The sequence below is a fragment of the Streptomyces sp. NPDC059874 genome (assembly GCF_042731135.1).
Lineage (GTDB): Bacteria > Actinomycetota > Actinomycetes > Streptomycetales > Streptomycetaceae > Streptomyces.
Map to the genome: position 1 here is coordinate 44,206 of NZ_JBHWJY010000028.1, position 21,518 is coordinate 65,723.

Genomic DNA, 21,518 nt, shown 5'->3' on the forward strand with positions numbered 1-21,518 from the left:
CCTCAAACGCCGGCGAGGCTGGAAGTGTCCCCGGCAGGGCTGAAATTGCCCTGCGGGCAATCCAGCCGCGCCAGGCAGACGACATCGGCCAAATCCAGGCAAAGACGGTCCGCACCCTCGAAGGAGTGAGCAACCCATGAGCACGCCCTATCCGTTCACCGCAGTGGTCGGCCAGACCGACCTGCGGCTGGCGCTCCTGCTCAACGCCGTGAGCCCGGCGGTCGGCGGCGTACTCGTGCGCGGCGAGAAGGGGACCGCCAAGTCCACCGCCGTCCGCGCACTCTCCGCCCTGCTGCCGCAGGTGGACGTCGTGCCCGGCTGCCGGTTCTCGTGTGCGCCCGGCGCGCCGGATCCGGCCTGCCCCGACGGCCCGCACGAGCCGGGTCCGGGGCAGGACCGGCCCGCCCGCATGGTGGAGCTGCCCGTCGGCGCCTCCGAGGACCGCCTCGTCGGCGCCCTCGACATCGAACGGGCCCTCTCCGAAGGCGTGAAGGCCTTCGAGCCCGGGCTGCTCGCCGACGCCCACCGCGGGATCCTGTACGTCGACGAGGTCAACCTCCTCCACGACCACCTGATCGACCTGCTCCTCGACGCCGCCGCGATGGGCGCCTCGTACGTGGAGCGCGAAGGCGTCTCGGTCCGGCACGCCGCCCGCTTCCTCCTCGTCGGCACGATGAACCCCGAGGAGGGCGAGCTGCGCCCGCAGCTCCTCGACCGTTTCGGGCTGACCGTCGAGGTCGCCGCCTCCCGCGAGCCCGCCCAACGGGTGGAGGTGGTGCGCCGCCGGCTCGCGTACGAGGACGATCCCGCGGGCTTCGCGACCCGCTGGGCGGGCGACGAGCACGAGGTCCGCGCCCGGGTGGTGGCCGCTCGGGCGCTGCTCCCGCAGGTCGCGCTCGGCGACACCGCGCTGCTCCAGATCGCCGCGACCTGCGCCGGCTTCGAGGTCGACGGCATGCGGGCCGACATCGTGATGGCCCGGACCGCGACCGCGTTGGCCGCCTGGGCCGGGCGGACCGAAGTGCGCAAGGAGGACGTACGGCAGGCGGCCCTGCTGGCACTCCCCCACCGGCGGCGCCGCAACCCCTTCGACGCGCCGGGCCTCGACGAGGACAAGCTGGACGAGATCCTGGACCGGTTCCCCGACGAGGAACCGGAACCCGAGCCGGAGCCCGAGCCGGAGGGCCCGGACGACGACCACGGTGGCGGCCCCGACGGAGGCGGCGGCGTACCCCCGCAGGGCGACGGGCCGTCGGAGACCACCGAGGCTCCCTCGGAGGCACCCGAGCAGCAGTCCGAAGCCCCGCAGCCCTCCGCCCAAGGGGGCGGCTCGGCTCCCGAGCAGGCAGCCGTACGGGCCGCCGAGCCGTTCCGCACCAAGGTGTTGAGCGTGCCGGGGCTCGGCGAGGGCGCGGCCGGACGACGTTCGCGCGCCCGTACCGCCCACGGCCGGACCACCGGCTCCCAGCGGCCCCGGGGGCAGCTGACGAAGCTGCACCTGGCGGCCACGGTGCACGCGGCGGCCCCGCACCAGAAGGCGCGCGGCCGGGCCGGGCGCGGGCTGGTCATCCGCAAGGACGATCTGCGGCAGGCGACGCGCGAGGGCCGCGAGGGCAACCTCGTCCTCTTCGTCGTCGACGCCTCCGGCTCGATGGCCGCCCGGCAGCGCATGAGCGCCGTCAAGGGGGCCGTGCTCTCGCTGCTGCTGGACGCCTACCAGCGCCGGGACAAGGTCGGCCTGATCACGTTCCGCGGCTCCGGCGCCGAGCTGGCGCTGCCGCCCACCTCCTCGGTGGACGCGGCGGCGGCCCGGCTGGAGCAGCTGCCGACCGGCGGCCGCACCCCGCTCGCCGCCGGGCTGTTGAAGGCCCACGAGGTGCTGCGGATCGAGCGGCTGCGCGATCCGAGCCGCCGGCCGCTGCTCGTGGTCGTCACCGACGGCCGGGCCACCTCGGCCGGGGCCCTGGGCGGCGACCCGCGCGAACTCTCGGGGCGCAGCGCCCGGCTGCTGGCCGCCGAGGGGGTCGCGTCGGTGGTCGTGGACTGCGAGTCCGGGCCGGTCCGGCTGGGCCTGGCCGGGGTTCTGGCCGCCGACCTCGGCGCACCCGCGGTCACCCTCGACGGGCTGCGGGCAGACTCGCTGGCCGGGCTCGTGAAGAACGTACGTACCGCGGTGTCATCCCCCGCATCTGGAACATCTGCCGTATCCCACACCCTCAGGAGGGCCGCGTAATGCCGCAGGGACAGCCGACCGTCGTTCCGGACGACGGACTCACGACGCGCCAGCGCCGCAACCGTCCGCTCGTCTTCGTCCACACCGGCCCCGGCAAGGGCAAGTCCACGGCGGCCTTCGGGCTGGCGCTGCGGGCCTGGAACCAGGGCTGGCCGATCGGGGTGTTCCAGTTCGTCAAGTCGGCGAAGTGGAAGGTCGGCGAGGAGAACGCGCTCAAGGTGCTCGGCGCCTCCGGCGAGGGCGGCTCCGTCGTCTGGCACAAGATGGGCGAGGGCTGGTCCTGGGTCCAGCGGGACGCGCAGCTCGACAACGAGCAGGCGGCCAAGGAAGGCTGGGAGCAGGTCAAGCGCGACCTGGCCGCCGAGACCCACAAGCTGTACGTGCTCGACGAGTTCGCGTACCCGATGCACTGGGGCTGGATCGACGTGGACGAGGTCATCGAGGTGCTGCGGAGTCGTCCCGGCACGCAGCACGTGGTGATCACCGGCCGCAACGCGCCGGAGAAGCTGCTGGAGTTCGCGGATCTCGTCACCGAGATGACCAAGGTCAAGCACCCGATGGACGCCGGCCAGAAGGGCCAGAAGGGCATCGAGTGGTGACGTCGTTCAACGTTCCCCGGCTGGTCATCGCCGCGCCGTCCTCCGGCAGCGGCAAGACCACCGTCGCCACGGGTCTGATGGCGGCCTTCTCGGAGCGCGGCCTCGCCGTGTCCCCGCACAAGGCCGGGCCGGACTACATCGACCCCGGCTACCACGCGCTCGCCACCGGCCGCCCGGGGCGCAACCTGGACGCCTTCATGTGCGGGCCGGAGCTGGTCGCTCCGCTGTTCGCGCACGGGGCGGCCGGGTGCGACCTCGCCGTGGTCGAGGGCGTGATGGGGCTCTACGACGGGGCGGCCGGCCGGGGTGAACTGGCATCGACGGCGCAGGTGGCGAAGCTGCTGCGGGCGCCGGTGGTGCTGGTCGTCGACGCCTCCTCGCAGTCGCGGTCGGTGGCGGCGCTGGTGCACGGCTTCGCGTCCTTCGACCCGCAGGTGCGGCTGGGGGGCGTGATCCTGAACAAGGTCGGCTCCGACCGGCACGAGGTGATGCTGCGGGAGGCGCTGGAGGAGGCGGGGATGCCGGTGCTCGGCGTCCTGCGGCGTGCTCCGCAGGTGGCCGCGCCGTCGCGGCACCTGGGTCTGGTACCGGTGGCCGAACGGCGGGCCGATGCGGTGGCCGCCGTGTCGGCGCTGGCCGAGCAGGTCCGGGCCGGCTGCGACCTGGACGCGCTGATGTCGTTGGCCCGCACGGCCCCGGCGATGGACTGCGTCGCGTGGTCCCCGGAGGGTGCCCTGGCGGGGCTGAAAGTGCCCTCGCCAGGCGGACGGCATCAGCCAAATCCAGCCTCGCCGGCGATTGAGGCGCGGGGTCTGGGGCAGAGCCCCAGCCGACGACCGGTCGTCGCAGTCGCGGGCGGGGCGGCGTTCACGTTCTCGTACGCCGAGCACGCGGAGCTGCTGCAAGCCGCAGGGGCGGAGGTCGTCATCTTCGACCCGCTCCGGGACGAGGCCCTGCCGACCGGCACCACCGGCCTGGTGATCGGCGGCGGCTTCCCCGAGGTGTACGCGCCCGAGCTGTCCGCCAACGAGCCCCTCCGCAAGGCCGTGGCCCACTTCGCCGCGCAGGGCGGACCCGTGGCCGCCGAGTGCGCCGGGCTGCTGTACCTCGCGCGTTCCCTCGACGGGAAGCCCATGTGCGGGGTGCTCGACGCCGACGCGCGGATGTCGGAGCGCCTCACCCTCGGTTACCGCGAGGCCGTGGCCGTCTCCGACAGTGCGCTCGCGCCCGCCGGGACCCGGCTGCGCGGGCACGAGTTCCATCGCACGGTGATCGAGCCGGGTGCCGGTTCGGCCCCCGCGTGGGGGTTCACGCACCCGGAGCGCCGCGTCGAGGGCTTCGTACAGCAGGGTGTGCACGCCAGCTACCTGCACACGCACTGGGCGGCGGAGCCGTCCGTCGCCCGCCGGTTCGTGGAAGCGGCGGCGGCCCGGCCGTGAAGCCGTCGAGATCAGTCCGCGAGGCCGACCACGAGCCAGATCCCGACCACCCCGCCCACCGTGCACATCAGCGTGGACAGGGCGGGGTGCTTGTGGTGGGCCTCGGGCAGGATCTCGGCGGCGGCCAGGTAGAGCAGGACCCCGCCGAAGAACCCGAGGTACGCGCCGAGGGGTTCCTCCGGAAGGGTGAACAGCAGAGTGGACGCCGCGCCCACGACGGGGGCGACGGCGTCCGCGAAGAGCATCATCAGGGCCTTGCGGCGGGCGTTGCCGTAGAGGCTGGTCAGCGTGTACGTGTTGAACCCGTCGGCGAAGTCGTGGGTGATGACGGCCAGCGCCACGGCCACCCCCATCCCGCCGCCGACCTGGAAGGCCGCGCCCAGGGCCACTCCGTCGGCGAGGCTGTGGCCGACCATGGCCGCCGCCGCGGTCAGGCCGACCTGGGGGACGCGGTGGCCGTCCTCGGCGCCGTGCGCGGCCTGGCGTACGGCGAGGAGCCGTTCGACGACGTGCGCGACGAGGAACCCGGCCACGAAGAGCAGCAGGGCGAGCGGGACGCCGAGGAACTCGTCCCCCGCCGCGTGCAGGGCCTCCGGGAGCAGGTCGAGACCGACCACGCCGAGCATGAGCCCCCCGGCCAGGCCCAGCACGAGGTGGCGGCGGTCGGTGACGCGCTGCGCCGTCCATCCGCCCGCCAGGGTCATCAGGAACGCGCCCAACGCCACGATCACGGCCATGTGCCCCTGAATACCGACTCCCCGCCCCGCGCGCACGTCCGCGCGCGGGTGGCGGGCGGCGGACTGTTGACGACCGTGACGAAGGAGGAGGATCCCCGGTGGGCGAGTACGTGACGCAGCTGGTGGTCGGGGTCGGCGGACGCGCGGGAGTTTCCGTCGCTGAGGTCTGCGCCCTGGTGGAGGAGACGCTGCGGGGGGCCGGGCTGGCCACGGAAGCGGTGGCGGCGCTGGCCACGGTGGAGTCGAAGGTGGCCGAGGCGGGGATCGCGGGCGCGGCGGAACGTTTCGGCGTGCCCCTGCTCGGCTACCCCGCCGATCAGTTGGCCGCGCTGACGGTGCCGCACCCCTCGGACGCGGTGCGCTCGGCGACCGGTACCCCGTCGGTGGCGGAGGCCGCGGCGCTCGCGGGGGGCGGGGAGCTCCTCGTACCGAAGCGCCGGTCGGTGGCGGCGACCTGCGCGGTCGCGACGGCGCAGGCGCACGACCTGAGGCACCACGGGGACGCGGAGGTCATCGATGCCGGCTCGGGGTTGGTGGACCTGGCGGTCAACGTACGGGCGGACACGCCCCCGGAGTGGCTCAAGCAGCGGATAGCCGCCTCCCTCGGGGATCTCGCCGCGTACCCCGACGGCCGGTCCGCCCGGGCGGCGGTGGCGGCTCGGCACGGGCTGCCGGTCGAGCGGGTGCTGCTGACGGCCGGAGCGGCGGAGGCCTTCGTGCTCATCGCGCGGGCGCTGGGCGCCGGTCGGCCGGTGGTGGTGCACCCGCAGTTCACCGAGCCGGAGGCGGCCCTGCGGGACGCGGGGCACCGCGTGGAGCGGGTGCTGCTGAAGGCGTCGGACGGGTTCCGGCTGGACCCGGCGGCGGTGCCGGAGGAGGCGGACCTGGTGGTGGTCGGCAACCCGACCAACCCGACGTCCGTCCTGCACCCGGCGGCGACCCTGGCCGCGTTGGCCCGGCCGGGCCGGATCCTGGTGGTGGACGAGGCGTTCATGGACGCGGTCCCGGGCGAGCGGGAGGCCCTGGCCGGGCGGACCGACGTACCGGGTCTGGTGGTGCTGCGCAGCCTGACGAAGACCTGGGGGCTGGCGGGCCTGCGGATCGGCTACGTACTGGCCGAGCCGGAGGTGATCGCGAAGCTGTCGGCCGCTCAACCGCTGTGGCCGGTGTCCACTCCGGCGCTGGTGGCGGCCGAGGCCTGCGTGGCCCCGGCGGCGCTGGCCGAGGCGGAGGAGGCGGCACGGCGGATCGCGGTGGACCGGGCGCACCTGCTGGCCGGGCTGGCGGAGTTCGACGAGGTCACGGTGGTGGGGGTGGCGGAGGGCCCGTTCGTCCTGATCCGGGTGGCGGGCGGCGCGGAGGTCCGCACCCGGCTGCGCGCGCTCGGCTTCGCGGTGCGCCGTGGTGACACCTTCCCGGGGCTGGACCACACGTGGCTCCGCCTGGCGGTCCGCGACCGCGCCACCACGGGCCGCCTCCTGCAGGCCCTCGACCACGCCCTCGCGCTGGCCGCGCGTTGAACCAGGGCGGGGTGGCCGCGGGGAGCGGGGTCGGTGCCATGTCCAGCCTCGCCGGCGTTTGAGGCGCTGGGGGTACCCCCAGCGGTAGCTGGGGGAGGGTCTGGGGGCGGAGCCCCCAGGACGGGTCAGGGCGGAGCCCTGGGAACGGTGGAAGGGCGGGTAGGGGACCGGCTCCGCGCAGCGACACACCCGCAGGAGGCGCCGCCGGGCTCTGGGCAGGGGCCGCGCCTACGATGGCACCACAGCCGGACACGGGGGGCCGTACATGAAGGCAGCGGGGCGGATAGGGGTCGGCCTGGCGGGGCTGGTGGTGATCGGCGGCGGGGTCCTCGTCGTACCGCGGCTGCTCGATGACGGCGGCGAACCGGCGGCGCCGGAGCAGCGGTTCGGGAGGCCCGCGCCGACGGCGAGCACCGCTCCCGCCCAGCCGGGGCAAGCGCGGCCGTTCACCCTGGTGGCGACGGGCGACGTCATCCCGTACCCGTCGATAGTGCAGCGGGCGGCGGACGATGCCGGGCGGGGCGGGGAGTACGACTTCCGGAAGATGTTCGCCGGGGTCAAACCCCTGGTCTCCGCCGCCGATCTGGCGATATGCCACCACGAGACGCCGTACGGCCGCCCCGGCGGCCCCTACACCGGCTATCCCACCTTCAAGGCCCCGCACCAACTGGCCGACGCCCTCAAGGACACCGGCTACGACAGCTGTTCCACCGCCTCGAACCACGCCCTGGACGACGGGTACGAAGGCCTCGCCCGCACCCTCGAACACCTCGACCGTGTCGGCCTCGCGCACGTCGGCTCGGCCCGCGGCGCGGAGGAGGCCCTTGCCCCGGCCCTGCTCTCGGCCGGCGGCGCGAAGGTCGCCCAGCTCTCCTACACGTACGGCACCAACGGGATACCGCTCCCCCAGGACAAGCCGTGGGCCGTCAACCTCATCGACAAGGACCGGATCATCGCCGACGCCCGCGCCGCCCGGGCGGGCGGCGCGAACGTGGTGGTGCTCAGCGTCCATTGGGGAACCGAGTGGCAGACGGCTCCCGACGAGCAGCAGGAGGAACTGGCGCAGGCACTGACCGCCTCCCGCTCGGCCGACGGCCTCCCCGACATCGATCTGATCATCGGTACGCACAACCACGTGCCGCAGCCCTACGAGAAGATCAACGGCACCTGGGTGGTCTTCGGCATGGGCGACCAGGTGGCAAGCTTCGTGCCGGCCGACAAACTGCGCGGCAACCAGTCCTCGGTCCCCCGTTTCACCTTCGCACCCTCGGCGACCCGTCCGGGTCGCTGGGAGGTGGTGAAGGCCGAGTACCTCACGCAGTACTCGGACACGGGGCCTCCGTTCCGCGTCGTCTGCGCCTCCTGCTCCGCGTCCGACACCTCGCTGCCGGCCGGCAAGCGGAGCGAGTACGCACGCATCGACGAGCAGGTCACCGAGGCCGTGATGTCACGCGGCGCGGGAGACCAGGGACTGGTGCGCGCCACCCGCTGAGCACTCCCCTCCGTGTGCTCGCGCGGGCTGCCGACCGCCCTGGCGGGCCTTACGAGGCCCTGCCGCTCCGGCGGCTCACGACCAGCGCCCCCGCGCCGATGCCGAGCAGGATCAGCGCGCCGCCCGCGACGTACGGGGTCGGCGAACCGCCGCCCGTCTCGGCGAGGTTGGCGTGGGTGGTGGTGACGGCGGAGCCCGTGCCGGAGGTCCCCAACGTGCCGGTCTGCGGCTTGACGTCCGGCGTGGCGGAGGGGGTCGGCGCCGGGCCCGTCGGGGACTCGCAGTGCGCCTCGGCGAGCACGATCTCCCCCTCCACCTCGGCCACGTTCAGCTTCAGCGGATTGACCGACACCTTCAGGCGGAGCGCTGCGGCGGCCGCCGTGGTGGAGGTGGTCTGCGTGCCCGACAGCTCCAGGCTGACCAGGCCCACCCCGGGGACCTCGACCTTGGTCGGGGCGCCGCCCGCGGTGAGGGTGATCTTCTTGCCGAGCGCGGTCACCGTCCCGAGCACGTTCGAGGTGGCCACCGGTTGCCTGCCGGCCTCGCAGACGGCCTTGGAGGTGACCTTCTCCACCTCGACGAGGGAGAGCGCGGGCAGGCCCGGCACGTGCACCCTGGCCTTGGCCAGGTTGACCTCCGCCTCGGCCCGCTGCTTGTCGGCGGTCGCCTTCGACGTGGCCACGTCGGCGCGGAGCACGCTGACCGGCGCTCCGCCCTCGACCCCGTCCAGGGTGACGGACAGCGCCGTCTTCTCGGCCGTCGCCGGGGCGCTCACCTCGTTGAGGCTCGTCTTCAGCGGGATGTGCACGGTCTTGTTGAGCAGGCCCACGTCCAGGCCGGCGCGCAGGACGGCGGCGCCGGCCTTGCCCTCGCCCCCGGCGCCGCCTCCCGTGGCGAAGGCGGGCGGAGCGGTGAGCAGGGCAACCGCTCCCGTGGCGAGCAGGACGGCCGCGGGCATGCGGAAGGTGTTGCTGTTCAAGGTGGTGGAACCCCCGGGGAGATGGGTGCCGTCGCGCCGCCAATGGGGGACATTGCGCGCGCCGACGGCCTCGACCCTCGGAATCTTTACGCACTGTGAGTGAACGGGCGGCAACCTGGCGTGAGTTCATCCCAAAGGGTGGTTTCCACGCATGTATTCGATTTTTCGCGCCCCAGGGAGAACGGAAGTTCCCTCCCGCCCCACGTCGGGCTCCCACACGGCCGATTCCAACGACCGAGCGGCCAGGAACGTCACGCGCCGTCAACCGGACGCTCAGGCCCTGACCTTGCCGTTCACCACCACCCGCAACGGCTGGGCGAGCGCCCGCACGTCGGCCCGCGGATCGCTGCCGTAGACCACGAGGTCGGCCGGCGCGCCCTCGGTCAGCCCCGGCCTGCCGAGCCACTCGCGCGCCGCCCAGGCCGTCGCCGAGAGGGCGTCCAGGGCCGGGATCCCGGCCTTCACCAGCTCCGCCACCTCGGCCGCGACCAGGCCGTGCGGCAGGGAACCGCCCGCGTCCGTGCCCACGTAGACCTCGACGCCCGCGTCGTAGGCCGCCCGGACGGTGTCGTAGCGCCGCTCGTGGAGCCGCCGCATGTGCGCCGACCAGCGCGGGAACTTCGCCTCGCCGCCCGCGGCCATCTTCGGGAAGGTCGCGATGTTCACGAGCGTCGGGACGATCGCCACCCCGCGCTCCGCGAACAGCGGGATGGTGTCCTCGGTGAGGCCGGTGGCGTGTTCCACGCAGTCGATGCCCGCCTCGACCAGATCGCGCAGCGAGTCCTCGGCGAAGCAGTGCGCCGTGACCCGGGCGCCCAGCCGGTGGGCCTCGGCGATGGCGGCCTCGACCTCCGCGCGTGGCCAGCAGGCCGCCAGGTCCCCGACCTCGCGGTCGATCCAGTCGCCGACCAGCTTGACCCAGCCGTCGCCGCGCCGCGCCTCGCGGCCGACGTACTCGACGAGGTCGGTGGGCTCGATCTCGTGCGCGTAGTTGCGGATGTAGCGGCGGGTGCGGGCGATGTGCCGGCCCGCACGGATGATCTTCGGCAGGTCCTCGCGTTCGTCGACCCAGCGGGTGTCGGAGGGCGATCCGGCATCGCGGATGAGGAGGGTTCCGGCGTCGCGGTCCGTGAGGGCCTGGCGCTCGGCGGTCTCGGCGTCCACCGCGCCGTGGGCGTCGAGCCCCACGTGACAGTGCGCGTCGACCAGCCCGGGCAGCGCCCATCCGGTGACCGTGGTGACCTCGCGCGCGGTGGGCGGCCGCTCGTACGAGACCTTCCCCCCGACCACCCAGAGCTCGTCGCGGACCTCGTCGGGACCGACGAGTACGCGCCCCTTCACGTGCAGCACATCGCTCATGTCGGCACTGTAACGGCGTGCTCGGTAGGCTCTGGAGGCAACCCCGGACGTAACCGGACGACCCGGACGAAGAGAGAAGCACCGACGTGTCCCACCCCCTCCTGGACCTCCCGCCGCTCACCGCGGAGCGTTTCGCGTCGATCGAACGGGGGGTCGCGGAGCTGCTGTCCACCCGGCAGGACGTGGTGATCACCCAGGGCGAGGCGCTGCTGCCGCTGGAGGCGTGCATCCGGTCTGGCGCACGGCCCGGATCGACGGCGCTGAACGTCGTCACCGGGCCGTACGGGACCACGTTCGGCAACTGGCTGCGCGACTGCGGGGCGAGCGTGGTGGACCTGGAGGTCCCCTTCGACACCGCCGTGACGGCCGAGCAGGTCGCGCGGGCACTGACCGAGCACCCGGAGATCGACTTCGTCTCGCTGGTCCACGCGGAGGCGGCGACCGGGAACACGAACCCGGTCGCGGAGATCGGCGAGGTCGTGCGGGCACACGGCGCCCTGTTCATGGTGGACGCGGTGGCTTCGGTCGGCGCGGAGCCGCTGCTCGTGGACGCGTGGGGCGTGGACCTGTGCGTGATCGGCGCGCAGAAGGCGATGGGCGGCCCGGCCGGCGTGTCGGCGGTGTCCGTCTCGGACCGCGCGTGGGCCCGCTTCGCCGAGAACCCGGCGGCTCCGCGCCGCTCCTACCTCTCGCTCCTCGACTGGAAGGAGCGCTGGATCGACGCCGGGCGGGGCGCGCTGCCGCACGCGCCCGCGCAGTTGGAGATGCTGGCGCTGGAGGCCTGCCTGGACCGGATCGCGCAGGAGGGCCTGCCGGCGGTGACGGCCCGGCACGCGGCCGCCGCGGCGGCGACCCGTGCGGGCACGGCCCTGCTGGGGCTCGCCCCGTACGTGGGCCGGGCGGCGGAGGCCGCGCCGGTGGCCACCACCCTGCGGGCCGAGGGGGCTTCGCTGGTGGTGGCCAAGGCCCTGGCGGCGAACCCGGCGGCGCCGCTCGCCGCGGGCGGCGGGGCATCGGCGCACGAGATGATCCGGGTCAACCACTACGGTCCGGCGGCTTCGCTGCCGGCGGTGCGGGCGTCCCTGACGGCGCTGGCGGCGGCCCTGGGGGCCGAGCCCGAGGCGGCGCTGGCCGCGGCGGAGTCGGCGTGGGCGGGCGCCCCGGCCCGGTAGCGGTAGCGGTAGCGGTCAGGACAGGGCGTCCAGGAGCCGGTCCACGTCCGCCTCGGTGGTGTAGAGGTGGAACGAGGCGCGCAGGGAGCCGGCCCGGGCGGAGACGACGATGCCGGCGGCCTCCAGGGCCGGCCGGCGGTCGGCCAGTCCCGGCACCGAGACGATGGCGGCCTCCCCGGGCACGGGCTCGAAGCCGAGGCGGGCGAGCCCGGTCCGGTAACGGGCGGCCAGGGCGGTGTCGTGGGCGTGGACGGCCTCGATGCCGATCCGCTCCAGCAGGGCCAGCGAGGGCTCGGCGGCGTGGTAGGCGAGGAAGGGCGGGGTCTGGTCGAACCGGCGTGCCCCGTCGGCCAGTTGCGGCATCGGGCCGTAGACGGCGTCCCACATGGATTCGGCCGCCACCCATCCGGCGTGCAGCGGGGTCAGCGTGTGCTGGGCCTCCTCCGACACGGTGAGGTAGGAGGCCCCGCGGCCGCCGAGCAGCCACTTGTAGCCGCCGGTGACCGTGTAGTCGTACGGCGAGGCGTCGAAGGGGAGCCAGCCCGCCGCCTGGGTCGCGTCGACGAGCATCCGGGCCCCGTGGGCCGCCGTCGCCGCGCGCACGGCGGCCAGGTCGGCGATCCTGCCGTCCGCGGACTGCACGGCGCTCAGCGAGACCAGGGCGGTGTCGGGGCCGACGGCCTCGGCGAGGGCTTCGAGCGGCGCGAAGCGCAGCTTGAGGTCGCCCCGGACCAGGAACGGGTTGATCACGGAGGCGAAGTCGTCCGCCGGGCACAGCACTTCGGCGCCCGACGGGAGCGATGCCGCGACGAGGCCGACGTGGGTGGAGACGGCCGAGCCGATGGCGACCCGCCCGACGTCCACGCCGACCAGCCGGGCGAAGGCGGACCGGACCCGGTCCACGCGGTCGAAGTCGCCGAATCCGGCGGGGAGTCCGGCCCCCGCGGCCTCGGCCAGCTCGCGTACGGCGGCGACGGAGGAACGCGGGAGCACCGCGCAGTTGGCGGTGTTGAGGTAGACGGTGGAGTGGGCGAACTCGGCGCGGGTCGCTTCGGCGATCGAAAGATCCATGTCTTCAACTCTGCGTCAGGAACAACCCAAAGTCCATTGCCGAGTTTCCTGCGCCCACTCCAAGTGATGCTTATACCTGCGGGACCGCGCACGCCCCGTCGGGCTCGCACGCCTCGGCGGCGGCCACCAGCTCTTCGATCTCGCGCCCGGCCCATGCCTGCTCCAGGGCGCGGGTGAACACCTCGGCCGGCTGCCCGCCGGAGACGCCGTAGCGGCGGTCGAAGACGAAGAACGGCACGGAGTTCGCACCCAGTTCGGCCGCCTCCCGCTCATCGGCGCGGACCTCGCCCGCGTAGGCGGAGTCGTCGGCGAGGACGGCGCGGGCCTCGGCCTCGTCCAGCCCGGCCTCGACGGCGAGCGCGATCAGCACCTCGGGGTCGAAGACGGACCGCTCCTCGGCGAAGTTGGCCCGGAAGGCGAGGTCGAGCAGCTCTTCCTGGCGGCCGCGGGCGGCGGCCAGGTGCAGCAGGCGGTGGATGTCGAAGGTGTTGCCGTGGTCGCGGCCGTCGGTCCGGTACTCCAGCCCCTCGGCGCGGGCGGTGGTCGCGACGTGCTCCTCCATGCCGCGCGCCTCGTCCAGTGTGCGGCCGTACTTCTTGGCGAGCATCTCCACGACGGGAGCGGTGACGCCCTTGGCGCCGGCCGGGTCCAGCTCGAACGACCGGAAGACGACCTCCACCTGGTCGCGGTGGGCGAAGTCGGCCAGCCCCTTGGTGAAACGGGCCTTGCCGATGTAGCACCACGGGCACCCATGGACCACGGGAACCAGACCGTCTCTGACCTGCGGAAACAGCGAATCTGAGCAATCCACTCGCTCACAGGCCATAGAGACGGACCGCCCACAGCGAATGGACCCCGATGGAACGCGAAGACCTCCCCAACCTGCGTGCGCTGGGCTTCGAAGAAGACGAACTCAAAGAACTGGGACTCTGGGAAATAGCGATCGGCACGCCTGCCGACTTGGCAGAGATGTACCTCCGTCGCAGCAAGAAGAAGGACACTCTTAGCTCGCTGCGGGAACAGGTGCGCCGCATGTGCGCTCACGCCATGCGCGAGGGAAAGCGGATCCGGCACGTCTGGTTTGAGCAGAAGAGCGCTAGCAAATCGTATGTCAGGCGCGAGGAATTCGAGAAGGCCACAGCCGCAATCGCGGACGCCGGTCTGTCCAAGACTCTGTACGTCTTCAAGATCAGCCGCCTTTCGCGCAGAGGATCAGGGCAAGTTGGCCTGTTGCTCGACAAGTTCGAAGAGCGGGAAGCCCGCATCTTCTCCGTCGCTGAGGGCATGGACTCACGAAATAATCGCCTCGTTCTGACAATCTTCAGCGAGCAAGCCCGCGACCAGGCAGCTGATATCAGCACCTTCACGAAGAACGGCATCGACGCCAATAAGGCTGACGGACGCTGGACGGGAGGAGTCGCGCCATACGGTCTCCATTCGCCGCAAGGCACAGGGAAGCTGACCCACAACCCCCGGGAATACCGCACAGCGCGCCGGATCGCTGGGTACTTGCTTGACCGCAAAACGCCCGGATGGATTGCCAACACACTGAACGGCGAGGGAATCCTGACCCGTCACGGTAAGAAGTGGACCGGCCCCGGAATCATCAGCCTTGCGCACTCCGTCACGTGGGCCGGACTGGTGGCTAATCGGGAAAAGATGCTGGACAAGAACGGTAAGGACGTGGGCAAGTACCACAGAGGCGGAACTCCCCTACTTGACAGGGCCGGTAGCCCTATCGCATGCGGGGAGGGGGTCATATCGTTCGCTGAACATGTGAAGATCAATGCCATCCTCGCCGAGCGTGCACAAAAGGGGACCAGCATTGGTGACCGAACGCGTGGAAAGCGGGAAGTCGTCGCCCTTCTCTCCGGAACACTTCGCTGCGGGCTGTGCAATGGCCCCATGGCGAACGGCGGAATTAATTACAGGTGCTACGCCCGACAGGTCGAAGGGGAATCATCCTGCAAGGGAGTCTCTACTGACCGGAAGCGCGTTGACGCTGCCGCTGAAGTCATGTGGCTTAACCACGTGCTCCACCTTTCTCCCGAATCACCCACAATCCACGCCATTGCAAAAGACTGGCTGGCGTACTCCGACCCGGAAAAGGATGCACGCAAGGCTCATGTCAATGCGGCCCTTGAGTCGGCCGTCGGCAGAGAAATGAAGCTGGAGAAGGAGTTCTTTGTGTTCGGCCGGATGGACGAAGAGAAGTACGACCGCCTGCGCGAACAAGTGGCAGCACAAATCGCAGAGCTCAAATCCGAACTGGCAGATCTTTCACGGGAGGCCGACCTTTCCCCGCTGATGGACCCGCAGTCACTTGCTGAACTTTGGCAAGACGCCGGAATCGGCGGACAACGCGCACTACTCAAGGCGGCATTGCGAGGGATCACGCTGACTCCGCCGAAGTTCCGGGGAGACCGCACGCCGATTCTTGACCGGCTGGAACCGCACTGGCGAGACGACAGCGTGAATCCGGCAGAAGAATCCGCATGGGATGGGTGGGAGGAGCGGCGGAAGCAGTAAGCCCAGAAAAGAGCCCCTGGTGTCCCTCACGGGATGCCGGGGGCTCTCCGCTGCCCACAGGCAACCGACTCTCTAACCCCCTGCGAAGGCGGCGCACAGGTAGCCGCACCGATGAAGGGATGCACCATGACCGACGCTCTTACGCGCGCTGAGCAGATCATGTCTCGTTACGTCGAAATGACCGGCGGGCCGATGGACTCAGTTGCGCTCACGGATGTCATCACGGACCTTGCCCTGTGGGGCTACAGCAACGGCTTTGACTCCGCCGATGCGGTCCGCAGCGCGATGGAGACGGACGTTCCTGCTGAGCGCTGACACCTCCCATTGATGCCCCCGTCTGAGTTACTGACCGGCGGGGGCTGTCTTGTGCTCTCAGCAGGCCCCCTGAGGGCTTTCCGGGTTGCCGACAGGGGAAACCCGGACAGGCGGCTCGTAGGCACTCAGGCGGGCACGTGGCGCTTCACGCCCTCGGGAACAGCGGGTAGGCCCACGGGAGTTGGTGCCAAAATTCCTGACACCTGAGAAGACCCTCTATACGCGTATGGGAACTCTCTACAGGTGCAAGCTTTTTCGACACCACCGCTGCGAGCGACACTTGACAGCCGGCCCACAGGCAATCGACTCACTAGATATACAGAGAAGGGACAATACGAGTCGCACCTCCATGCGGAGGCAATTGACTCCCTAACCCCCTTCGAGACCGGTTGGACGGCGAATCCAGCATCCCGGTCATGCGCTGCGGCGCACCCCCTTAACTAAGCCCCCGGTCTCGTACCGGTTTCATCGCTGCGGATTTCGCCGTCCACGCAGCGTGTGAGACCAGGTACGAACCGGGGGCTTTTTCTTTACCCAAAAGGACGGCGACCTTGAACGGTTATGAGCACTACGAGCGCGCTGAACAGCTGATGGCGGAAGCAACACGCACGACGTACAACAAGCTGAGCGGCGCAGACATGTGCCTGGTCAGCGACGAAGAGGCAGCGCGACTTTCCGCACAGGCACAGGTTCACGCGACGCTCGCGCTGGCCGCTGCTACGGCAGATGCCTCCAACTTCAAGCGCGACCTGTACGCAGGCAATGGTGAGGAACTCCCGGCCGTCAAGACGGCGAAGATCCGTGCCGATCGTGCTGCCGCTTCCGCTGCCGCCTTTCTCGACTAAGGGGAGTGGCCATGATTCTCGATGACGCGTACTGGGCTAAGCAACGCGCACGGCTCGATGTAAGTAACGACGTGCTGCACGTGAACTTCGCGAAGTTCGTTGCTGATCATTGTGCGGACCGGCTCAAGCACGTTGAGCATGTTGGCTGGTATCGCTGGAATGGCATTGTCTGGGAAGCTACCGGCAACGACGGGGCGGCTATGCAGGCAATCACGGACGCCGTTGCTGTGCTCGCCAGGCGCATTGTTGATTCGCCCGGTGATACGTCGTGGGCGTCAGCGGCTATGAGCAAAATGCTTGTGAATTTCCAGCGCCGGGCAATCGTTGCCGAGATGAGCGTACTTCGGGAGTTCCACGCGACCGTTGACAACTTGGACGCCCGGCGACATCTGCTGACTTTCCCCAACGGCACTGTGGATCTACGGTCCGGAGAAATGAAGTGCCATGATCCGGCAGACATGCTCACGCAGTGCGCGCGGGTCAACTACGCGCCTGACGCCGATGCACCGCGCTGGCTCCGGTTTGTCGAAGAGGTCTTCCCAGACGACACGGAGCTTCAGCGGTATTTCCAGACCTTTTTGGGGTATTGCGTGACGGGCGAAGTCCGCGAGCATGCCCTAGGTGTTTGGTACGGCGCACACGGCCGGAACGGAAAAGGCACCACCGTTCGGACCATGCAAAGAGTGTTCGGCGCTGACATCGTTCGTGAAGTTGAGTTCTCGCTGTTTGAGAACGTTCGGGGGCAGGCTCCCCACACTGAACAGATTGCCGGACTTCGGGGTGCACGGATGGTTGTTGCGCAGGAAGGCAACCCGGGCACTCCGATGAACACGGCGCTACTCAAGAATTTCAGCGGCGGGGATCGGATCAGCACGCGTCACCTCATGGGCAAGGTCTTCTCGTATGAGCCGACTTTCACCATCGTGCTGGCCACAAACCATTTGCCTGAGTTTTCAGCCGGCGGTGCCGCTCTGTGGGCCCGCACTAAGGCCATTCTGTTTGGCCAGTCTTTCGCTGACCGGCGAGACCCGGACCTTGAGCCGTCCATTCAGGGGCCGGAAGCCGAAGGGGTTGCCGCATGGGTTGTTCGCGGAGCAACGCGCTATTACGCCGAGGGATTGAAGGACACACTTAGTGTCATTCAAGCCACGGAACACCACAAAGACAGCGTCGACCCGCTTAAGGACCTGGTGGGCGAACTCTTCGACTACTCCGAGGGCGGGGAAGTCGGCCGTTCCTCGTTCAATGCTGAGTTGAAGATGTGGCGGGACAACAACGGCGACAAGTCGGCGAAGTTCAGCCCGTCCAGCGTGAAACGGCATCTACTCGATAGCGGAAAGGTCGAAGAACTCCGGCGCAAAAGTAAGGGCTGGGTCTACACCGGTATTCGCCTAATGGGCGACCCAGAGACCACGGCTGGCCCCGGAATTTTCGATCAGTCCGACGCTGCCACCTGAGTACCTGATTCTCCTGCCCTTTCCCCATCCCCGTTGGCAATCAGCTTCAGCGGGGCCTCTCCAACCCATAAGGAATGACCGATGACCGATACCCCCTGGTACATGCGCAAGAACCAAATTGTTGAGAAGCGCGACCCAGAGCGAATGCGCCGACACATTGAGTCGCTGGCATCTGTGGCCAGCGAGGAACTTGACGCCGAGTTGTCCCACCTTCGAGCCGCTGAGGCAAAGGGCATTCAGCTGACCCCCACGACGCGAATGACGATGGGCTATTCGCAGATTGCCCGCAGCGCCGCCGATCAACTAGGCGTCCAGCCCTCCAAGCCTGAGCCTTCGCCGTCCGGCGATCACCTGACCCCTGCCCAGCGCATTGCGCGCGGATATGGAGCCTGATCCATGACTCCCCTTGAGAATGCCCGTAAGGCCGCTGAGGCTGCCGCAGCGAAGCTATCCGCCCTAGAGTCCGCCGAAGCCGAGAAGGCTGCTCAGAGGGCTGCTGAGCGCGATGCACACCAGCGCGAGAAGGATGCCGCGTTTCTGGATCAGTGGGAGTCGCTTGATGCTGAACTCCTGGCGGTCGGCTCGAAGTCTGCCGCCGACGCTGTTTACGAGGGCGCTGACCCAATTTCCGCCATCGCTGTTTTCTGGGTGAACCGCGCGAAGCGCAATGCTATTCGACTCTATGCACGAGGCGCGTTTTTCCGGCTACATGGCCAGCACCCTGATGACACCTTCGCCCGTGAGCTTTCGGTGCGTGACATGATGATTGCTGGCCAGCTTGAGAATGCGATTTCTGGTGCGGCCTCCCGTCATGCCGCTGACCTTTCCGAGGCGCTTGAGGCTGCATGGACGGTGCCCGATGGCGCATGACGCTCTGGACCCGGGGCCGGGCGGTACGTACCCGTACTTTCCCCGACTGCCGGACGGCTCGCCCGCTTGGTCTGATCGGTGCCCCGCTGACTATCACGGTTCCCGCGTGCCTCGGGGCGTCACCACCATTGTTCGGAACCGTCAGCGCGTCGTGATTGATCAAACCCCTTACGACGCCGCCGGTGACCCAATAGACCCACCGGTATTGCTGTGAGGGGCGTGAGTCCTTTCTGTGAGCTGTGCCCCCGGGCGCCGTACAGCACAGAGACCGGTGCCGTTGCGTCTGTCTGGTATCCGCTGACGCGCGCAGAGTTGATCGCCCGGGGAATCAGGCCGGACTATCCGGGCTACCGCAAATCCATGTGCCTGGCCTGCTACAAGGCATGGCAGGCACTCAGCGAATGACAGCGGGAAGGGTCGTGCCCCTGGTGGTGTTCGCTGCCATCGGCACGGCCCTTCCGTTCTGAAAACCCCCAGTCTCGCCGGCTCAGCCTGCCACCCCCCGCTGACCTGGTGTGATGCCCCGCTCCGGGACGCCTTCCCCCTTCGCTGTCGCTATGACCAGCCCGACCCGCGTCGGCCTACAGACCTACCGGAGTAGCCATGCCCAGAAAGCCCAAGAAGCCATGCACTCAGCCTGGTTGCAGCGAACTGACGGATGGAGGTCCATGCGCTGAACACAAGAGGCAGAGAGAGCAGCAGCGAGGATCAGCGAGCAAGCGCGGTTATGACGTTGGGTGGCAGCGAAAGCGAAAGGCTTACCTGTACGCGAATCCATGGTGCGTGCTGTGTAGTCGGCATGCGACGGTCGCAGACCATTGGCCACTGAGCCGTAAGCAACTGCTGGCAAGGGGTGAGGCATTGCCTGATACACCAAAGCACTTGAGGCCGTTGTGCGTTGCTTGCCACAACAGAGAAACGGCTAAGAACCAGCCGGGCGGATGGGCTGCCGAGAAGGTGAAACCGAAGACGAAGGACGCTCCGCCGTTCTGATTTCCGCTGCTCCTCCCTACCCCCTGGGGGGTGACCCCCTCCCGGCCCTGAAGTCGACCGGCAGGGAGGGAAAAAGCTAGCGCCGCAACTGAGAGTGTTTGCGCGGGCATCTCACAATTGCCGCAAGAGCTATAGCCCCATACCCGCTGCCTGATGGTGGCCGGGTCTGGGGCTATCGGCGTTTCTTAATCACCTACAGATACTTCTGCACGTGGTCGTCGTCGTATTCCACTTCGCCCATCATCATGAGATTCGCGATACCGACGTTCGCCAGCCCTTCGGCTCGAACCGCAGCGCAATCTGCGCACCACTCCCCGCCATGCAGCTCGTCATACTCATCCTCTGCTACATCAGGCTCCGAATGGTACTTCCTTCGCGCGTCTGCGACGTCGAATTCTGCTTCACACTCGATACATGTTGCCATATCGGAATGCTACCCACTTTCGAGTTACTGTGTCAGGAGTTGCGGCGGGGTAACTAGTCGAGCCCGCTCAAACAGATCGCGCGCTGCACGGTTCTTCAGATACGGGCGGATGAGGCTATGCATGGTCACAATGCTGCGGTCGCACTGCCCAGACTGCACCAGGGGATATATTTCCAGCACGCCCTCCCATGTCTCGCAGGCTGCCTCCAAGTGGCCAACTTCTAGTTGACGTTCGGCCAGCATGGACAGGTAGCGAATGGTTGTCCGTCGAAAGGTGCTGGGTCGCAGTCGGTTTGATTCCTTGAATGATTCGACCGAGCCGGCCAAATCCCCGAGCTGGTACCGGACTTGACCGACGTGGTACGCCAGCGAGGAAGGATTGTAAGACCCGAAAGTCTTGGACTGCGACTCGGCCTTTTCCATGGCCGTTTCAGCCTCCCGAATGCGCTGTAGGGCCATGCGCTTGTTTCCCTCTTGCGCGGCTGCGTGTGCCTGCTGTCCGGCGAGGAAAGCGCGCATTCGGGGACCGGCCTGCGGGGAAGCGGCAGCAGCGGCATCAGCGAGGCGCAATGCTTGGGCCCCATGCCCGAGGTCTACGGCCTGAACGCTCATACCCCGGAGCGTGGTGCAGAACGTTAGGTGATCCTCGGATGCCCCAGCGAGTTCAAGCGCTTTCAGGTAGTAGCGCTGAGCCATTCCGTGCACGCCCTCATCCACGGCCATGCAGCCCGTGAGGTATGAGAGATCCGATGCGGCGGCCATCATCGCTTTGCGGACATTGTCCGGTGCGTCAGCGCGCAGATACGGGGCCACCGTGTTGACCATGTAGGCGGCAGCCATCGGCCGTGCCGTCCTGCCACCGAATTGGTCATCAATGTCTGAGAGGCGTTCAGTCATGGCGATGACCGATTGCACGTCAGACATTCCGATGCGCTGAGTCTCGCCCTTGTGGGCGGCTTCCATTCGTCCGACCACGTCCGGCCAATTGGGCACGGTGAGGGCGACAGAGAAGAGACCTACTCCGAGCACACTCCGGCGCGATGGGTCCATGTCTGCCCTCCCCAGGTCTAGCAGTCCTTCCACGGTACTGGGGAGCGCGCTGGACTCTTCGGCGGGAGGGGGCGGGAATCCCGCTTCGCTGTGCGTGATGGGGCGTCCGAGTTTTCGGGCCAGCGCTTCCAAGATCAGCGGGCGGACGGCCTCTTTCGGCATGTGCCCGTTGAGCCACTGGTGCACCGAGGGTTCGCGGTATTTGAGGGGCGTTCCCCGCTCAGTCCCCAACTTGTTGACCTCTTGGGCGAACTGGCGCAGCGTCCAGCCGGTTTCCCGGTGTAGTCGGGCAAGTGTCTCGTTGGGGCTGGCCACCGGTCATCAACTCCCCGCGTCTTCAAGCCGCTTAAAGCTCTTAAGTCCTCGCTGTGTCGCAACGGTACCTCTCCCCTGTGGTTACGCGGTTGCCTTCTGTGAGCAGCCGAACGAGCACG

19 protein-coding genes are annotated in these 21,518 nt (G+C 69.1%); 12 read left to right on the top strand and 7 right to left on the bottom strand.

Features of this window, described 5'->3' with window-relative positions:
* Positions 1–136 precede the first annotated feature (136 nt).
* From ACFV9H_RS18260 to ACFV9H_RS18270, 3 genes are read left to right on the top strand one after another with little or no spacing between them, the layout of a single operon-like run.
* Positions 137–2,233 (top strand): putative cobaltochelatase, encoded by a 2,097-nt coding sequence (locus ACFV9H_RS18260; protein ID WP_385399049.1) that lies wholly within the window; start codon positions 137–139, stop codon positions 2,231–2,233.
* Positions 2,233–2,832, top strand: a complete 600-nt coding sequence (gene cobO, locus ACFV9H_RS18265) for a cob(I)yrinic acid a,c-diamide adenosyltransferase (RefSeq protein ID WP_385399051.1) — start codon at positions 2,233–2,235, stop codon at positions 2,830–2,832. The genes ACFV9H_RS18260 and cobO overlap by 1 nt, the downstream gene beginning before the upstream one ends.
* Positions 2,826–4,271, top strand: a complete 1,446-nt coding sequence (locus ACFV9H_RS18270) for a cobyrinate a,c-diamide synthase (RefSeq protein ID WP_385399054.1) — start codon at positions 2,826–2,828, stop codon at positions 4,269–4,271. Before cobO ends, ACFV9H_RS18270 begins: the two co-directional genes overlap by 7 nt.
* 11 nt (positions 4,272–4,282) lie before the next feature.
* On the opposite strand, the gene ACFV9H_RS18275 is transcribed toward ACFV9H_RS18270, so the two are convergent.
* Entirely contained in the window at positions 4,283–5,008 is a 726-nt protein-coding gene (locus ACFV9H_RS18275; RefSeq protein WP_385399057.1) for a ZIP family metal transporter, read from the bottom strand.
* A 98-nt stretch (positions 5,009–5,106) separates the two neighbouring features.
* On the opposite strand from ACFV9H_RS18275, the gene cobC reads away from it, so the two are divergent.
* A complete protein-coding gene (gene cobC / locus ACFV9H_RS18280; protein ID WP_385399060.1) occupies positions 5,107–6,528 on the top strand; it encodes an Rv2231c family pyridoxal phosphate-dependent protein CobC in 1,422 nt (473 codons plus the stop codon).
* Between the two features lie 265 nt (positions 6,529–6,793).
* Positions 6,794–8,020, top strand: coding sequence for a CapA family protein (locus tag ACFV9H_RS18285; protein ID WP_385399063.1), 1,227 nt, complete (start codon positions 6,794–6,796; stop codon positions 8,018–8,020).
* Positions 8,021–8,069: 49 nt separating this feature from the next.
* Here ACFV9H_RS18285 and ACFV9H_RS18290 read toward each other — a convergent pair whose 3' ends face one another.
* Positions 8,070–8,999, bottom strand: a complete 930-nt coding sequence (locus ACFV9H_RS18290; protein WP_385399065.1) for an SCO1860 family LAETG-anchored protein — start codon at positions 8,997–8,999, stop codon at positions 8,070–8,072.
* A gap of 273 nt (positions 9,000–9,272) precedes the next feature.
* On the bottom strand, positions 9,273–10,358 hold the full coding sequence (locus tag ACFV9H_RS18295; RefSeq protein ID WP_385399068.1) for an amidohydrolase family protein: 1,086 nt from the start codon (positions 10,356–10,358) through the stop codon (positions 9,273–9,275).
* A gap of 86 nt (positions 10,359–10,444) precedes the next feature.
* Here ACFV9H_RS18295 and ACFV9H_RS18300 point away from each other — a divergent pair, with 86 nt between their 5' ends.
* Positions 10,445–11,530: a pyridoxal-phosphate-dependent aminotransferase family protein gene (locus ACFV9H_RS18300; protein ID WP_385399071.1), complete on the top strand. Its 1,086-nt coding sequence runs from the start codon at positions 10,445–10,447 to the stop codon at positions 11,528–11,530.
* Positions 11,531–11,545: 15 nt separating this feature from the next.
* Here ACFV9H_RS18300 and ACFV9H_RS18305 read toward each other — a convergent pair whose 3' ends face one another.
* Positions 11,546–12,601 carry an aminotransferase class V-fold PLP-dependent enzyme gene (locus ACFV9H_RS18305; protein ID WP_385399073.1) on the bottom strand — a complete coding sequence of 352 codons (1,056 nt, stop codon included), beginning with the start codon at positions 12,599–12,601 and terminating at the stop codon, positions 11,546–11,548.
* A 70-nt stretch (positions 12,602–12,671) separates the two neighbouring features.
* Entirely contained in the window at positions 12,672–13,361 is a 690-nt protein-coding gene (locus tag ACFV9H_RS18310; protein ID WP_385399075.1) for a DsbA family oxidoreductase, read from the bottom strand.
* Between the two features lie 98 nt (positions 13,362–13,459).
* Here ACFV9H_RS18310 and ACFV9H_RS18315 point away from each other — a divergent pair, with 98 nt between their 5' ends.
* From ACFV9H_RS18315 to ACFV9H_RS18340, 6 genes are all read left to right on the top strand, one after another.
* Positions 13,460–15,130 carry a recombinase family protein gene (locus ACFV9H_RS18315; protein WP_385399077.1) on the top strand — a complete coding sequence of 557 codons (1,671 nt, stop codon included), beginning with the start codon at positions 13,460–13,462 and terminating at the stop codon, positions 15,128–15,130.
* A 126-nt stretch (positions 15,131–15,256) separates the two neighbouring features.
* The gene (locus tag ACFV9H_RS18320; protein ID WP_385399080.1) at positions 15,257–15,445 is read left to right on the top strand and encodes a hypothetical protein; all 189 of its coding nucleotides are present in this window, start codon (positions 15,257–15,259) and stop codon (positions 15,443–15,445) included.
* A gap of 551 nt (positions 15,446–15,996) precedes the next feature.
* Complete coding sequence (locus ACFV9H_RS18325; protein ID WP_385399082.1) at positions 15,997–16,290, top strand: hypothetical protein; 294 nt, start codon at positions 15,997–15,999, stop codon at positions 16,288–16,290.
* 11 nt (positions 16,291–16,301) lie between these two features.
* Positions 16,302–17,747: a phage/plasmid primase, P4 family gene (locus tag ACFV9H_RS18330; RefSeq protein ID WP_385399084.1), complete on the top strand. Its 1,446-nt coding sequence runs from the start codon at positions 16,302–16,304 to the stop codon at positions 17,745–17,747.
* A gap of 81 nt (positions 17,748–17,828) precedes the next feature.
* A complete protein-coding gene (locus ACFV9H_RS18335; RefSeq protein ID WP_385399087.1) occupies positions 17,829–18,140 on the top strand; it encodes a hypothetical protein in 312 nt (103 codons plus the stop codon).
* A 3-nt stretch (positions 18,141–18,143) separates the two neighbouring features.
* Positions 18,144–18,617 carry a hypothetical protein gene (locus ACFV9H_RS18340; protein ID WP_385399089.1) on the top strand — a complete coding sequence of 158 codons (474 nt, stop codon included), beginning with the start codon at positions 18,144–18,146 and terminating at the stop codon, positions 18,615–18,617.
* 1,186 nt (positions 18,618–19,803) lie between these two features.
* Here the strand turns inward: ACFV9H_RS18340 and ACFV9H_RS18345 are convergent.
* Positions 19,804–20,034, bottom strand: a complete 231-nt coding sequence (locus ACFV9H_RS18345; protein ID WP_385399092.1) for a hypothetical protein — start codon at positions 20,032–20,034, stop codon at positions 19,804–19,806.
* Between the two features lie 24 nt (positions 20,035–20,058).
* The gene (locus ACFV9H_RS18350) at positions 20,059–21,399 is read right to left on the bottom strand and encodes a tol-pal system YbgF family protein (RefSeq protein ID WP_385399094.1); all 1,341 of its coding nucleotides are present in this window, start codon (positions 21,397–21,399) and stop codon (positions 20,059–20,061) included.
* Positions 21,400–21,518: the final 119 nt, after the last annotated feature.

Coding starts and splice junctions, on each gene's coding strand:
- ACFV9H_RS18260 (WP_385399049.1), top strand. CDS start 137: ATGAGCACGCCCTATCCGTTCACCGCAGTGGTCGGCCAGACCGACCTG.
- cobO (WP_385399051.1), top strand. CDS start 2,233: ATGCCGCAGGGACAGCCGACCGTCGTTCCGGACGACGGACTCACGACG.
- ACFV9H_RS18275 (WP_385399057.1), bottom strand. CDS start 5,008: ATGGCCGTGATCGTGGCGTTGGGCGCGTTCCTGATGACCCTGGCGGGC.
- ACFV9H_RS18285 (WP_385399063.1), top strand. CDS start 6,794: ATGAAGGCAGCGGGGCGGATAGGGGTCGGCCTGGCGGGGCTGGTGGTG.
- ACFV9H_RS18295 (WP_385399068.1), bottom strand. CDS start 10,358: ATGAGCGATGTGCTGCACGTGAAGGGGCGCGTACTCGTCGGTCCCGAC.
- ACFV9H_RS18305 (WP_385399073.1), bottom strand. CDS start 12,601: ATGGATCTTTCGATCGCCGAAGCGACCCGCGCCGAGTTCGCCCACTCC.
- ACFV9H_RS18315 (WP_385399077.1), top strand. CDS start 13,460: ATGGAACGCGAAGACCTCCCCAACCTGCGTGCGCTGGGCTTCGAAGAA.
- ACFV9H_RS18320 (WP_385399080.1), top strand. CDS start 15,257: ATGACCGACGCTCTTACGCGCGCTGAGCAGATCATGTCTCGTTACGTC.
- ACFV9H_RS18330 (WP_385399084.1), top strand. CDS start 16,302: ATGATTCTCGATGACGCGTACTGGGCTAAGCAACGCGCACGGCTCGAT.
- ACFV9H_RS18335 (WP_385399087.1), top strand. CDS start 17,829: ATGACCGATACCCCCTGGTACATGCGCAAGAACCAAATTGTTGAGAAG.
- ACFV9H_RS18340 (WP_385399089.1), top strand. CDS start 18,144: ATGACTCCCCTTGAGAATGCCCGTAAGGCCGCTGAGGCTGCCGCAGCG.
- ACFV9H_RS18345 (WP_385399092.1), bottom strand. CDS start 20,034: ATGGCAACATGTATCGAGTGTGAAGCAGAATTCGACGTCGCAGACGCG.